The organism is Lutispora saccharofermentans, from assembly GCF_024363565.1.
Lineage (GTDB): Bacteria > Bacillota > Clostridia > Lutisporales > Lutisporaceae > Lutispora > Lutispora saccharofermentans.
The window spans coordinates 1-14304 of the sequence record NZ_JAJEKE010000023.1 but is presented as its reverse complement, the minus strand read 5'-3'; the positions used below and the strand labels follow the sequence as shown (position 1 = coordinate 14304).

General features: G+C 41.5%; 12 protein-coding genes. 11 read left to right on the top strand and 1 reads right to left on the bottom strand.

What is annotated here, in order from left to right; all coding sequences use genetic code 11:
• The first annotated feature begins 74 nt into the window (after nt 1–74).
• The 8 genes from ftsE to LJD61_RS18180 all read left to right on the top strand — a co-directional run bounded on the left by ftsE (nt 75) and on the right by LJD61_RS18180 (nt 7485).
• Nucleotides 75–755 (top strand): cell division ATP-binding protein FtsE, encoded by a 681-nt coding sequence (gene ftsE / locus LJD61_RS18215; RefSeq protein ID WP_255228987.1) that lies wholly within the window; start codon nt 75–77, stop codon nt 753–755.
• Entirely contained in the window at nt 752–1648 is an 897-nt protein-coding gene (gene ftsX / locus LJD61_RS18210; protein ID WP_255228986.1) for a permease-like cell division protein FtsX, read from the top strand. Before ftsE ends, ftsX begins: the two co-directional genes overlap by 4 nt.
• Before the next feature lie 15 nt (nt 1649–1663).
• Entirely contained in the window at nt 1664–2809 is a 1146-nt protein-coding gene (locus LJD61_RS18205; protein WP_255228985.1) for a murein hydrolase activator EnvC family protein, read from the top strand.
• 126 nt (nt 2810–2935) lie between these two features.
• Nucleotides 2936–3649, top strand: a complete 714-nt coding sequence (locus tag LJD61_RS18200; RefSeq protein ID WP_255228984.1) for a metal ABC transporter ATP-binding protein — start codon at nt 2936–2938, stop codon at nt 3647–3649.
• Nucleotides 3627–4439, top strand: coding sequence for a metal ABC transporter permease (locus tag LJD61_RS18195; protein ID WP_255228983.1), 813 nt, complete (start codon nt 3627–3629; stop codon nt 4437–4439). Before LJD61_RS18200 ends, LJD61_RS18195 begins: the two co-directional genes overlap by 23 nt.
• Before the next feature lie 19 nt (nt 4440–4458).
• A complete protein-coding gene (locus tag LJD61_RS18190; RefSeq protein ID WP_255228982.1) occupies nt 4459–4887 on the top strand; it encodes a Fur family transcriptional regulator in 429 nt (142 codons plus the stop codon).
• A 117-nt stretch (nt 4888–5004) separates the two neighbouring features.
• Complete coding sequence (locus tag LJD61_RS18185) at nt 5005–6204, top strand: S41 family peptidase (RefSeq protein WP_255228981.1); 1200 nt, start codon at nt 5005–5007, stop codon at nt 6202–6204.
• Nucleotides 6205–6216: 12 nt separating this feature from the next.
• Nucleotides 6217–7485, top strand: a complete 1269-nt coding sequence (locus LJD61_RS18180) for a hypothetical protein (RefSeq protein WP_255228980.1) — start codon at nt 6217–6219, stop codon at nt 7483–7485.
• A 26-nt stretch (nt 7486–7511) separates the two neighbouring features.
• On the opposite strand, the gene LJD61_RS18175 is transcribed toward LJD61_RS18180, so the two are convergent.
• The gene (locus LJD61_RS18175) at nt 7512–7679 is read right to left on the bottom strand and encodes a hypothetical protein (protein ID WP_255228979.1); all 168 of its coding nucleotides are present in this window, start codon (nt 7677–7679) and stop codon (nt 7512–7514) included.
• A 211-nt stretch (nt 7680–7890) separates the two neighbouring features.
• Between LJD61_RS18175 and uvrB the strand changes: the two genes are divergently transcribed.
• From uvrB to LJD61_RS18160, 3 genes are all read left to right on the top strand, one after another.
• A complete protein-coding gene (uvrB, locus tag LJD61_RS18170; protein WP_255228978.1) occupies nt 7891–9867 on the top strand; it encodes an excinuclease ABC subunit UvrB in 1977 nt (658 codons plus the stop codon).
• A gap of 10 nt (nt 9868–9877) precedes the next feature.
• Nucleotides 9878–12727 (top strand): excinuclease ABC subunit UvrA, encoded by a 2850-nt coding sequence (gene uvrA / locus LJD61_RS18165; protein WP_255228977.1) that lies wholly within the window; start codon nt 9878–9880, stop codon nt 12725–12727.
• Nucleotides 12728–12856: 129 nt separating this feature from the next.
• On the top strand, nt 12857–13885 hold the full coding sequence (locus tag LJD61_RS18160; protein WP_255228976.1) for an NAD/NADP-dependent octopine/nopaline dehydrogenase family protein: 1029 nt from the start codon (nt 12857–12859) through the stop codon (nt 13883–13885).
• Nucleotides 13886–14304: the final 419 nt, after the last annotated feature.

Here is a 14304-nt window from a genome sequence, read left to right as displayed (position 1 = left end):
TTTATAAATATTTATAAAGGATTTTACGCTTTTTTGTAGAAGTTATAGAAAGATGCGCGAAAGGTTGTGATTTATTGATAGAACTGGTCAATGTAAGCAAAACTTTTTCAGATGGTCACAGAGCTTTGAGCAATATTAATATTAAGATAGATAACGGCGAATTTGTTTTTTTGGTAGGTCCCAGCGGTGCTGGAAAATCAACTCTGATCAAATTGCTGCTGAAGGAGACAGAAGCAGATCAAGGCAAAATTTTAATAAACGACAAAGATGTGACGCGGCTGAAAAGAAAAGAAATACCATTTTTGAGGAGAAGTATAGGGGTTGTCTTTCAAGACTTCAGGCTGCTTCAGGAGAAGACTGTATACGAGAATGTAGCTTTTGCCATGGAGGTCATTGAAGCACCTGCTAAGGATATAAGGAGGCAGGTTCCTATAGTATTGAGCCTTGTGGGCCTTAGCAAAAAATCTAATCTATACCCGAGCCAGCTTTCCGGAGGGGAGCAGCAGAGGGTTTCACTTGCCAGGGCAATGGTAAACGGACCGTCTATACTTATTGCTGATGAACCTACAGGAAATCTTGATCCGGATACATCATGGGAGATCATGAAAAGCATTAATGAAATAAATCGCAGAGGTACTACCATTCTTATGGCTACTCATGCCAAAGAAATAGTAAATGCTATGAAGAAAAGGGTTATAGCTATTGAAGAAGGGACCATAGCCCGCGATGACATGAAAGGCGGGTATGGCATATGAAAGCAAGAACCGTAAGATATTTTTTCAAGCAATCGACGAGAAGCATTTGGCGAAATAAGGTGATGAGCCTCGCTTCCATAAGCTCTGTTATGGCGGCGTTGCTTGTTATCGGGATATTTTTGGTATTGGTGCTGAATGTAGATTATCTGGCTACAAAGCTTGAATCTCAGGTAGAAATAAAGGTACATCTGGTTGATGGGCTGAGCCAAAACATTATAAATGATATAAACAAGGAGATAAAGGAGCTTACAGGAGTAAGAGATTCTGTTTTTCTTTCTAAGGATGAAGCTTTAAAGAAATTTAGCGAAGAATTGGGAGAAAACTCCGATCTTCTTGAAGGCCTGGAGGGAGATAACCCCTTGTCGGACTCCTTTATTGTTACACTGGAGGACCCAAGGCTCGCCCCAAAGGTTACTTTGGCAATAAGCGCCATGTCAAACATCGAGAAGGTAGTTTATGGGAAAGAAGAGCTTGAAAAGCTGTTGGGCATTACTTATTTTCTTCGCGTAGGAAGCTTGATAATCGTGGGTATATTGCTTTTGATCTCTGTGTTCATCATATCCAATACGATAAAGCTCACGGTTTTTGCCAGACGAAGAGAAATAGGAATAATGAAGTACATAGGAGCCACGGATTGGTTTGTAAGAGGTCCGTTTTTCTTTGAGGGCATTTTATTGGGACTGATTGGAAGTATAGTATCTATTGCTTTGTTAGGTACGGGATATTATTTTGCGGCGAATTATATCAAGCAGCAAATGTTTGGCCTTCTGGTCATATCTCTGATGCCTTTTTCCGAGGTTATATCCAGCCTTGTTACGGCGCTTTTGATCTTTGGAGTTATCATAGGCTCCCTCGGAAGCATGATATCCATTAGAAAATTTCTTAGGGTTTAATAGGAGGATCTGCACATGAACATGCGTAAAATTATCGCTTTGACTCTTGCTTTAATTTTTGTTCTTTCCGCTATACCTGTTTATGGCCAGAAGCCCACTGATTTAAAAAATCTCAAAAAGCAGCAGGAGGAAACCAATAAAAAATTAGAGCTCACAAAGGTTCAAAAAGCTCAGAAAGAAAAGGAAAGCAAGAATTTATCCAAACAGATAAGCGAGCTGGATAAAAAACTGGGGGATGCAGAAAGCAATCTGGAGCTTGTGGAAGGGCAGCTCTCTGATTTGGAAGGCAAGATAGCTATAACTCAGAGAGAATTGGATAGAGCGACAGAGACTGCTGATAATCAGAAAACTTTGTTGAATAAAAGGGTCAGGGTGATGTATCAAAGCGGCAATACCGGATATCTGGCGGTTTTGCTGAACTCTGAAAGCTTCAGCGATTTTATATCCAGGGTGGATTTGCTGAGAAAAATAATAAACTATGATGTAAATCTGTTAAAGGAAATGAAAACCTATAGAAACACCGTTGATGTAAAGAAGCAGCAGCTGGAAAGCGAACAGCAGCAAAAGGAAGCATTGAAGAGCGATATAAGCAAAAAAAAGGAAGAAGTAGAATCTGTCAAGAAGGATAAAGAAGAGGTATTAAAAGAAGTATACAAAGACCTGAAGGAGCTTGAAAGATTAGAGGACAAGCTTCTAGAAGATTCTGCCAAGATAGCGAAGATGATAGTGGCAGCCCAGTCTTCAGGGGAATATATAGGCGGGGAGATGGCCTGGCCTGCTCCCGGGTATACCAAGATTACATCGCCATATGGGTATAGAAATCATCCTATATTAAAGAAGAAGAAGCTTCACACAGGGGTCGACATAGCGGTTCCCTTAGGCAAGGATATTGTTGCCGCCAATAGCGGTAAGGTAATTTTCTCAGGACCATATGGAGGCTACGGGAATGCGGTAATTATTGACCATGGAGGAAAAACCTCTACACTGTATGCACATAACTCCAAGCTTCTGGTAAAAGAGGGAGACACTGTTGCAAGGGGCGAGACCATAGCTAAGGCAGGGAGCACAGGTTTGTCCACCGGACCTCATCTTCATTTCGAGGTCAGGATAAATGGAGCTCACACCGACCCGATGCCGTACATAACCAAAAAGAAAAAATAGAATTTAAGCTGTGCGTAGTCACAGCTTTTCTTGTTATATGTTTGCATAAATCTGGGGAATAATATAAAATGGTATTGCAAATAATTTGCAAAGACATATCTTTTAGAGAGAAACGGATTGATGAGAATGGATAATATTGTACTTAAAGGAGAAGGTATTAATTTTTCTTATGATGGCTGCAAGGTATTGCGGGACTGCAGCTTTATGGTCAAGGATGGAGATTTCGCTGCGGTAGTAGGTTCAAACGGAGCAGGAAAGAGCACACTGCTCAAAATATGCCTGGGCCTTCTGAAACCTGACAGCGGCAGTATTTGGTTGTTTGGCAAGCCGCTGGATAGGTTTGAGGATTGGAGTAAAATCGGCTATGTACCTCAGAGGATACTTACTCTCAATCTTGGCTTTCCAGCTTCGGTAGAAGAGGTAGTGAGCGCGCCGTTGCATGCAAACAAGCTGAGGCTGAGCAAAGGAGAACAGGATGCTCTTATAGTCAGATCCCTTGAACAGGTGGGGATGGCAGGCTATAAAAGAAGGCTCATAGGAAGATTATCTGCAGGTCAGCAGCAGCGAATTTTTATTGCCAAGGCCCTGGTAAGCTCACCGAAGCTGCTTTTTCTTGATGAGCCTACGACAGGGATAGACAATGAAACTGAAGAAGATTTCTATAACCTGCTCAACAAATTAAATAAAGAGGATGGCATAACGATAGTCATGGTAACACATGATTATACAGATATTAAATCAATGGTGAACAGGGTCGTACAATTAAGCGAAGGGAGCATAACGGATAATATTCGAAAATCCGAGGGTGAGGATAAAAATGATGGAAATATTTCAATATGAGTTTATGCAGAGGGCATTTATAGCAGGGATCATGGTTGCTGTTACATGCCCGTTGATAGGAATTTTTATTGTTCTGAAAAGATTATCGATGATAGGGGATACGCTTTCCCATGCTTCTTTAGCAGGCATAGCTGCAGGAATGCTGTGGGGCTTCTATCCTTTCTGGGGGGCACTGGCTTTCTCTGTGGGTGGGGCTATTGCCATTGAGAAGCTTAGAAAAACTTTTTCTAAATATGCGGAAATATCAAATTCTATAATATTATCTGCAGGCATTGGCCTCGCAGTTGTCATGATAGGTTTAGCCAAAGGCTTCAATACGGATTTGATGGGCTATTTGTTTGGCAGCATCGCTGCGGTAAATTCTCAAGATATATACATAATGGGTGCATTGAGCTTGATAATAATTTTATCGGTGATAGCCTTGCACAAAAAGCTGTTTTATATAGCCTTCGATGAGGAAGGCGCACAGATTTCAGGCATTTCTGTTGGGCTTCTCAACCTGTACCTGACCGTTTTGACAGCTTTGACCGTAGTGGTTTCGATGAGAATAGTAGGGGTATTCATGGTATCCTCTATGCTGGTCATTCCTGTTGCGTCTGCTATTCAGGTTGGGACCGGATTTATCAAGACTATGGGTTTATCGGTAGCTTTTGCGCTCATATCAGTGATATCAGGCCTCATACTATCCTATTATTTAGACATAGCTCCGGGAGGTACCATAGTTCTTTTATCTGTGCTTATATTGCTGATAGTTCTTTTTGTGAAGAGTGTAATAAAAAAAGGAAAATAATGATTTGGTGGTGACTTGCATGAATAATGAACTTAGCCCTGAGAAAATATTGAAGAATAAAGGCTGTAAGCTGACACAGCAGCGGAAGGCCATTATAGACGTGCTGAGCAGCGGAGGCCATCATACTGCTAATGAGATATATGCTCTTGTGAGCGATAAATATCAAGGAATAAACTTCTCTACAATATATAGGAATCTTGAGCTTTTAGTGGGGCTGGGAATAGTAGAGAAGCTCAATATAAACAACAGCTGCAGTCATTTTGAGCTAATAAACGGGAAGCATCATCATCATGTCATATGCAATAAATGCGGAGAAGTAAGGGAGATAGATATCTGCCCTTTCACCGCTGCGGAGGACAGGGAAAAGCTGAAAGAGCTTGATTTCGAGGCTACAGAGCATAAGTTTGAAATATACGGCATATGCAGCAATTGCAGGCGCAAGGAATAAACACAAAATATGAAAATTTACCCCACACAAATAGTATTAATGATATAATTACATAATAGAATATTAATGGCATTTAAAAATAATGTTAATGACCCAAAAATGATGCGAGGTGAATTTATGGTAAAAAAGAGACAGCTCATACTTTCTGTGATTGCAGCTATCTTAATAACTGCAGTATTGACATTTACTTTTACCAACTTTATGTCTTTGAGGCTTGGAGATAAAGTGATTATCTCAAGCAGTGATTATGAAATAGTAAAAGAGAGCAGAAAATTACTGACACTGAAAAAATATATTGATAAATACTACCTGGAGCCTGCGGACTCGGAAAAACTGATGGATGGCGCTATAAAAGGGATGTTTCAGGCGCTGGGAGATCCATATTCAGTTTATATGAATGAAAAGGAATTCAAGGAATTCGATGAATCGACATCCGGCTCATACGGTGGCATAGGAGTGATTGTAACCGAGAAGGATGGTTATGTGACAGTGGTTGCTCCGATTGAGGATACGCCCGGTGAGAAAGCAGGCCTTAAAACAGGGGATAAGATAATAAAGGTTGACGGCGCAGAGGTGACCGGGATAGGGCTTGATAAAGCTACAACTCTTATGAAAGGCAAAAAGGGGACTAAGGTGGTCCTGACAGTTTCCAGGGAAAATAAAACTGAACCTCTGGTGATTGAAATAAAAAGAGAAGATATAGTGCTAAAGACCGTTAAAGCTGAAATCTTGAAGGATGAGATTGGCTACATACGTATAAGCATGTTTGATCAAGATACAGGCAAGGAATTTAAAAGGGCATTAGCTGACATCAAAACACATGATGCTAAAGGCTTGATCATTGATTTGAGGCAAAACCCTGGCGGATTTGTAACTCAGTGTGTAGAGGTAGCCGACGAGTTGCTGGATAAGGGTACGATATTTTATACAGAGGACAAAAATAAAAATCAGGTAGTGACGAGCTCCAAGGATGGCAAAATAGACATTCCTTTCGTTGTTCTTGTTGACGAGGGCAGTGCCAGCGCTTCTGAAATTGTATCCGGTGCTGTCAAAGACAGGAAGGCAGGGCTGCTGATAGGGACCAAAACCTTTGGAAAGGGCCTGGTTCAGTCAGTGGAAAAGCTGGGAGACGGAAGCGGATTTAAGCTTACTATACAAAAGTATTACACTCCAAATGGCATAGACATAAATAAAGTTGGTATCGAACCTGATATTGAGGTTAAAGCTTTAGAGATCAAAGAAGGTCAGAGACCGGAGGATGTAAAGGATGTTCAGCTTGATAGGGCTATTGAAGAGATACAAAAGCTTATAAAATAGTTGAGGTGTTAAATGCTTACTTTGATTAAAGTATCGGAGATGGTGCTTGTATCCATAGGTTCATTGCTGCTGAATCCTTTGTTTTTGCTCATAGTGGGTATTGCCTATTTTATGTATGGCAAAGGATCTGATATTGAGGAGCGAATGCTGGGATACAAGATCTCTCTCTGGGAGAAAACTAAGAATTCGGTTTTGGCAGGCTTGCTGGGCGGAGTGCTCGGAAGCAGCGTATCGGTTTTTTTAGGGATTACGATCGAGCAGTTCAATAAGGCCGGGTCGGGCAGCTTTAGCTCAGGTATATTATATATCTGGATCATAGCCTTGCTGCTTTCCCTGATAAATATAAGATATCTATGCTTTTCCTATGCCGGCGGCATTGTAGCCCTTATGAACTTAATTTCTGGATTCCCCAATATCAATCCTATAGGCATCATCGCTTTGGTAGGAATCCTCCACCTTATTGAGAGCTTGCTGATATGGATCGACGGATATTCCAATGCTGTGCCTGCATTTCTGAAGCGCAAGGATGGCAGTGTGGTGGGAGGCTATATAATGAACAGGATATGGCCTCTCCCCATGATGATATTATTTGCTGCTTTGATGACAGGCGGAGCAGGCGAATCCATACCTATGCCGGATTGGTGGCCCATTATCAGGCAGCCGGGCCTTGGTGCGGATATGGAGAATTTAATGTATATACTGCAGCCAATACCTGTGATGCTGGGCTATGGAGATATGGCTATCACCAATAGCCCTGCCAAGCGGTGCAAATATTCAGCCTTGAGGCTGGCTGCGTATAGTGTGATTCTGATCCTGTTGACTGCCATAGCTTCTAAGCTTCATCTGTTTGCTTATGCAGCTGCCGTGTTTGCTCCTTTGGGCCATGAGCTTTTAATAATATATGGACAAAAGGAAGAGGAGGAAGGCAAAGCTTTATTTGAGGCCCCTGAAAGAGGGCTAAAGGTATTATTTTGCAGGAAGGGCTTTCCCGGTATAAAGATGAGCCTTGAGCCGGGAGATACTATTATATCGATAAACAATATGAGGATCAACAGCGAAGGGGAGCTGTCCGATTTTCTTAGGAGCTATCCGACATATATCTGGCTTGATATAGTGAAATCCAACGGTGAAAAGAAAACCTTGGAATATAAGGATTACGAAAAAGGAATTTCCAGTCTTGGAGTGCTGATCGTGCCAAGAAGTCCTGAGCTTTATTTGCAGATAAATAATACCTCCAAGCTGGCACAGCGGATTAAAAGTCTGTGGAAAGGTAAAAAATAAAAAGGCTCACTATTGTGAAGCCTTCTTTATTTTTTCTTCTTCAAATTTGTATTATTTTTCAGTGTATAATCCAAAAGCTCTTGAAAAGCTGAGCCTTCTCTATGGCTTATGCTTTCAAAGTATCTATAAATCTCGTAAAATTTATCATTATTGTTTTTAGGCTCTTTGAAACCATAATTGAAACCTTTGTCCATTATAATACCCCTCAATCAAAATATATTTAAATCAATAATATTATATCATCATTTATTTATAATATTACAACAAAATTCAAATTTATGCAACAATAATTTTTATTTATGCATAAATGGATGTATATATACGCATATTTCAATAGTTGACAGAACAGTACCAAAGATATATAATTTTTACGAACACATGTTCTAAAACGACGGAGGGTTTTCCATGGATAGTTTTAAAATAGTATCTGAATTTAAGCCGATGGGAGATCAACCTAAAGCAATTTCCCAATTGGTTGACGGCATAGGTAAGGGGGAGAAATTTTTCACTCTGAAAGGTGTTACCGGCTCCGGAAAAACCTTTACGATGGCAAATGTTATTGAGCAGGTTCAAAAGCCTACTCTGGTATTAGCGCATAATAAAACTCTAGCCGCTCAGCTATGCAGCGAGTTCAAGGAGTTTTTTCCCCACAATTGTGTAGAGTATTTTGTCAGCTATTATGACTATTATCAGCCTGAGGCCTATGTACCCCACACTGATACATATATAGAGAAGGATTCACAGATAAATGAAGAAATAGATAAGCTGAGACACTCGGCTACAGCAGCACTTTTTGAAAGAAAGGATGTAATAATCGTAGCGTCCGTATCTTGCATATATGGTCTAGGTGATCCGGAGGACTATAGAGACCTGATATTGTCTCTGAGAAAAGGGATGATCAAGGATAGGGACGAAGTGATAAGGAAACTGGTGGATATACAATATGACAGGAATGACATCAATTTTATAAGAGGGACCTTCAGGGTGAGGGGCGATGTGGTGGAAATATTTCCTGCTGCTTCCTCCGATAAAGCCATAAGAGTAGACTTCTTCGGCGATGAAATAGACAAGATACTGGAATTTGACTCTTTGACAGGCAATGTGATAGGGGAAAGGCAGCATGTCTTCATATATCCGGCATCTCACTATGCCACAACCTATGAAAAGCTCCAAAGAGCTATAGGAACCATAGAGGAAGAGTTAAAGACAAGGGTAAAGGCGCTGAAAGAAGAGGACAAACTCCTTGAAGCCCAAAGACTGCTGCAAAGAACAAATTTTGACATTGAAATGATGCAGGAATTAGGTTATTGTTCTGGTATTGAGAATTATTCAAGGCATATAAGCGGAAGGGCCCAAGGCAGTGCCCCTTATACATTGCTCGACTTCTTTCCCAAGGATTATCTGATGATGATAGATGAATCCCATGTCACTATTCCGCAGGTAAGAGGCATGTACTTTGGGGATAGATCCAGGAAGGATACCCTGGTGGAATACGGATTCAGGCTTCCATCTGCTTATGATAACAGGCCCCTTAATTTTCAAGAGTTTGAAAGCAAGCTGAATCAAGTTATTTTTGTCAGCGCTACACCTGCAGCCTATGAAACGGAAAAGAGCAGCCGGATAGTGGAACAGCTGATAAGGCCGACGGGGCTTGTTGACCCGGAGATAGTGATAAAGCCTGTTAAGGGTCAGATCGACGATCTGATAGGGGAGATAAACTTGCGGGTTGAGAAAAACCAGAGAGTTTTGGTTACAACCCTTACAAAGAAGATGGCTGAAGACCTGACCTCATATTTTAAGGAATTGGATATAAGGGTGAGATATTTGCATTCAGATGTGGACACTATGGAAAGAATGGAGATAATCAGAGATCTGAGGTTAGGCGAGTTTGATGTTCTGGTCGGAATAAATCTTCTGAGGGAAGGCCTGGATTTGCCTGAGGTATCCTTGGTAGCCATATTGGATGCCGATAAGGAAGGCTTCTTAAGATCTGAAACCTCATTGATACAGACAGTAGGAAGGGCGGCCAGAAATGTTGACGGAAAGGTTATAATGTATGCGGATTCCATGACTGACTCCATGAGAAAGGCTATAAATGAAACCAATAGAAGAAGAAAGATACAAAGCGAATATAATGCTGCTCATGGAATAACTCCCAAGACTGTGTACAAGGCGGTCAGGGAGCTTATCGAAGCTACAAAGACCGGTGAAGAGATAGAAAAGTACAACATCAAGCCATCCAAGGAAAAGGTGAATAAGGAAGAACTAAAGACAATTATAGAGGCTTTGGAACTGGAAATGAAAGAGCACGCAAAGAACCTTCAGTTTGAAAAAGCCGCTGAGCTCAGGGACAGGATAAAAGAACTAAAGGACAATATGTAGAGGTGGAAGAATGTCAAAAGATAAAATTATTATTAAAGGTGCCAGAGAGCATAATCTGAAAAATATAGATATTGAAATACCAAGAGATAAATTTGTTGTAATCACCGGACTATCAGGCTCGGGAAAGTCATCCCTTGCCTTTGATACCATATATGCGGAAGGCCAGAGGAGATATGTGGAATCCCTATCTGCATATGCACGGCAGTTTTTAGGGCAGATGGAGAAGCCGGATTTAGACTACATAGAGGGATTGTCTCCTGCCATTTCCATAGACCAGAAGACCACAAGCAAGAACCCGAGATCAACAGTAGGAACCGTCACTGAGATATATGATTATCTGAGGCTTCTCTATGCACGAATAGGGATACCTCACTGCCCCCAGTGCGGCAAAGAGATCTCCCAGCAGACCATCGACCAGATGGTGGACTACCTGACAGCTTTGGGCAGCGGGACAAAGCTGCAGATCCTTGCTCCCATAGTGAGAGGGAAAAAAGGCGAGCATCAGAAGCTCATCGGAGAAATGAAAAAGTCCGGCTTTGTCAGAATCAGGATTGATGGAGAGGTCATGGACATCAATGATGAAATCAAGCTGGAAAAGAATAAGAAGCATTCCATAGAAGTAGTGGTAGATAGAATAGTAGTCAAGGAAGGAATTGAGAGAAGGCTTGCAGATTCACTGGAAACCGTGCTCAAGCTTTCGGGAGGCCTTGCCTTGGTGGATATAATGGGAGTTGAAGAAAGGCTTTTCAGCCAGAACTATGCATGCCCTGATTGCGGTATTGCCATGGAAGAATTATCACCGAGGATGTTTTCCTTCAACAGCCCCTTTGGTAAATGTCCCAGCTGTGACGGACTTGGCGAGCTTCGCAAGATAGATCCGGATTTGGTAATCCCGGATAGGAAGAAGAGCATAGCAGAGGGAGGCATTGAGCCCTGGAGAAACATAAACGGTGAATCCTGGTATTACAATATAGTCGAAGGGGCGGCAAAGCACTACGGATTCAGCATGGATACGCCTATTGAAGAGCTTGGCGATGAAGTCATCGATTTGCTCCTGTACGGAAACAACGGGGAAAAATTCAAGGTGAAGTATGAGAGAGAGTTTGGAAGAGGGGAGGCCATGCTATCCCTGGAAGGTGTAGTTAACAACCTTGAGAGGAGATACAGGGAAACAAAGTCGGATTTTATGAGATCCGATATTGAGAGCTACATGTCATCAATCCCCTGCCCGTTGTGCAAGGGAACCAGGCTGAAAAAAGAAAGCCTATCGGTATATGTGGGCGGTATCTCCATTGCTGAGCTATGCAGCATGCCGGTCCATAAAATACTTGGCTTTATGAATAAACTGAAGCTTACGCCGAAAGAGGAGCTTATTTCAAAGCAGGTGCTGAAGGAAATCAATGCACGGCTGGGCTTTCTTATAAACGTAGGGCTTGATTATCTTACCCTGTCCAGAACGGCAGGAACTCTATCCGGCGGCGAATCCCAGAGGATCAGGCTGGCTACCCAAATCGGCTCAAGCCTTGTAGGAGTTTTATATATATTGGATGAACCAAGCATAGGCCTTCATCAAAAGGATAACGGAAAGCTTTTAAAAACCCTGAGAAATCTTACGGATTTGGGCAACACCCTTTTAGTGGTGGAGCATGATGAAGACACCATGTATGCAGCGGATTATATAATAGATATCGGTCCCGGAGCGGGAGCTCACGGCGGAGAAGTTGTTGCAGCAGGCAGCCTGGAGGATATCATGGCCTGTGAGAGATCTATAACGGGCCAGTATATGAGCGGCGCCAAATATATTTCTGTACCGCAGGACAGGAAAAAGCCTAACGGCAATTGGATTACAATAAAGGGCGCAAGAGAGAACAATCTGAAGGATCTGAATGTACGCATCCCTATGGGCGTATTTACTTGCGTCACAGGGGTATCCGGCTCAGGCAAGAGCACTCTGATAAATGAGATACTCTATAAATCACTGGCTCAAAAGATATACGGCTCAAGGCAGAAACCGGGGGAGTATACTGAGATACTAGGCTTTGAAAACGTTGATAAGGTTATTGATATAGATCAATCACCCATAGGCAGGACGCCAAGATCCAACCCGGCAACCTATACCGGAGTATTTGACTTTATAAGAGATGTTTTTGCATCCACGCCGGAAGCAAAGATGAGAGGATATAAAAACGGCCGTTTCAGCTTCAATGTAAAGGGCGGACGCTGCGAAGCCTGCAAGGGAGACGGCATAATAAAGATTGAGATGCAGTTCCTGCCCGATGTATATGTGCCCTGCGAGATATGCAAGGGCAAGAGATACAACAGGGAAACCCTGGAAGTGAGATATAAGGGTAAAACCATATCCGAGATACTGGATATGACCGTCGAAGAGGCCTTGGGCTTCTTTGAAAATATACCAAGAATACAAAGGAAGATCCAAACCTTGTATGATGTGGGCCTTGGATATATAAAGCTTGGACAGCCTTCAACCCAGCTGTCGGGAGGAGAGGCTCAGAGGATCAAGCTTGCCTATGAGTTGTCAAAAAGAAGCACGGGCAAAACAGTGTATATATTGGATGAGCCCACTACAGGACTCCATACGGCAGATATCCATAAGCTCTTAAAGATATTGCACCGCCTTGTAGAGGGCGGCAATACGGTTATCGTTATTGAACATAATCTGGATGTGATAAAGAGAGCGGATTATATCATCGACCTGGGACCCGACGGAGGGGATAGAGGCGGCACCATAGTAGGCACCGGAACTCCCGAAGAATTAGCAAAGAATCCTGCTTCTTATACAGGTGAATATTTGAAAAAGATATTGGATAAAGCAATAATAGAGGGCTGTCGCACTGAGTAATTAGTGTGTCAGCACCTTTAGAATGCTTTTGTATAATCGGTGAGGAATTGGAAAAAGATTTGCAAGAGATACCAATCCGAAAATGAAACAATTAAAAATATATAGACCTATGCAAGGGAGTGTTGTTATATGAAATTTGCTGTTCTGGGAATGGGCAGGACCGGGCATACAATAACATCATATTTGATGAATAAAGGATATCAAGTTTCAGTATGGGATAGAAATGCTGAAAAAATAAAAATTATTTGCCAAAACGGCATACAAATCGAAGGCGCACTGGAGGGTCATTTTCAACCGATTGGTTGTGTGTGTATTGAGGATGCCCTAAAAGAAGCAGACTATATCATGATTATGACCACTGCAAATGGTCATAATGAAATAGCAAAAAGAATGAAAGGGAAGCTGCATCATGGGCAGAGAATCATTATATTTAATTGCAATTGGGGAGCCTATGAAGTCTATCATATTCTTAAAGACGAAATAAAAGAAAAGAATATTATCGTTGGTGAAACCGGCGGCATGTTGCTGATGTCTGCTCTCAAGGGAACAGGAGCATGTCTTCTGAAGTCCATCAAGAGCAAACTGTCTTTGGCCACCATTCCTGCAAAATGCTGCAGCCTTGTGCTAAAAGAACTTTCAGAAGCATTCCCACAATTATATGGTGTAGAGAATGTGCTGGAAACATCTATGAATGCGACCAATCCGGTTCTGCATGCACCGATCAATTTGTTCAATTTAAGCCGAATTGAAAATGGTGAGGATTACCTCATGTATGGTGATGCTGCCACACATTACAGTGTGAAGTATGCAGAAGAAGTCGATAAGGAACGCTTGACTGTTTTGCGTGCTATGGGGATTTCCGGTACGAGCTGTCTGGATATGCTTAATGATGCGTGGGGCAGTAAATATGAAAATCTTTATGATCTTTTAAAAAATACAAAAAGCTATAAAACAGCAAAAGGACCGGATTCTTTCTCGCATAGACATATTACTGAAGATATTCCTTTCGGTATTAAACCGATTCAGCAATTAGGCCGTATTTATGAGGTAAAAACACCCTACATAGATAATCTGGTAAAGTGCTATGAATTATGCTTAGGCACAAGCTTTGAAGAACAAGGACCTGATTTGTCTGCAATAAATCTGAGCGGATTGTAAAAGAAGAATTATCAATATTACGACCGAATAAGGGGTTATCAATATATGCGCCAATAATTATCCTGGGCTAGTTGATAATCCTTATTTGATTTTCGCGGCTCTGAGAATTGACACCATTTACCCTTTTATTTCAATATCTAAAAAACTATATCGGATTTGGTGATACATATCTTATTTAACAATTCTTTGCCGCTTCGAGAAACTGCATATCCTTGTGAGATAATTAGAATATAAAGTTAATAGTATTTTACTGACTGCCTTTATTTCATATCCAAATATGGGCATACAACAATTTCTATTACACCTTCGTATTCATATTCTAATCCCAGCAAAGAAGAATCGTGAAAAAAACTATTACTGCTAATAGTATTGAGCCAAATAGAGTATTGGCCTTAGTATCATCTTTATTAACAATTTTT

Excerpts from the sequence above, each read along its gene's own strand:
- LJD61_RS18195 (WP_255228983.1), top strand. The coding sequence starts at position 3,627 with ATGATGGAAATATTTCAATATGAGTTTATGCAGAGGGCATTTATAGCA.
- uvrA (WP_255228977.1), top strand. The coding sequence starts at position 9,878 with ATGTCAAAAGATAAAATTATTATTAAAGGTGCCAGAGAGCATAATCTG.
- LJD61_RS18160 (WP_255228976.1), top strand. The coding sequence starts at position 12,857 with ATGAAATTTGCTGTTCTGGGAATGGGCAGGACCGGGCATACAATAACA.
- LJD61_RS18205 (WP_255228985.1), top strand. The coding sequence starts at position 1,664 with ATGAACATGCGTAAAATTATCGCTTTGACTCTTGCTTTAATTTTTGTT.
- LJD61_RS18200 (WP_255228984.1), top strand. The coding sequence starts at position 2,936 with ATGGATAATATTGTACTTAAAGGAGAAGGTATTAATTTTTCTTATGAT.
- LJD61_RS18175 (WP_255228979.1), bottom strand. The coding sequence starts at position 7,679 with ATGGACAAAGGTTTCAATTATGGTTTCAAAGAGCCTAAAAACAATAAT.
- uvrB (WP_255228978.1), top strand. The coding sequence starts at position 7,891 with ATGGATAGTTTTAAAATAGTATCTGAATTTAAGCCGATGGGAGATCAA.
- LJD61_RS18185 (WP_255228981.1), top strand. The coding sequence starts at position 5,005 with ATGGTAAAAAAGAGACAGCTCATACTTTCTGTGATTGCAGCTATCTTA.
- ftsX (WP_255228986.1), top strand. The coding sequence starts at position 752 with ATGAAAGCAAGAACCGTAAGATATTTTTTCAAGCAATCGACGAGAAGC.
- LJD61_RS18190 (WP_255228982.1), top strand. The coding sequence starts at position 4,459 with ATGAATAATGAACTTAGCCCTGAGAAAATATTGAAGAATAAAGGCTGT.
- LJD61_RS18180 (WP_255228980.1), top strand. The coding sequence starts at position 6,217 with ATGCTTACTTTGATTAAAGTATCGGAGATGGTGCTTGTATCCATAGGT.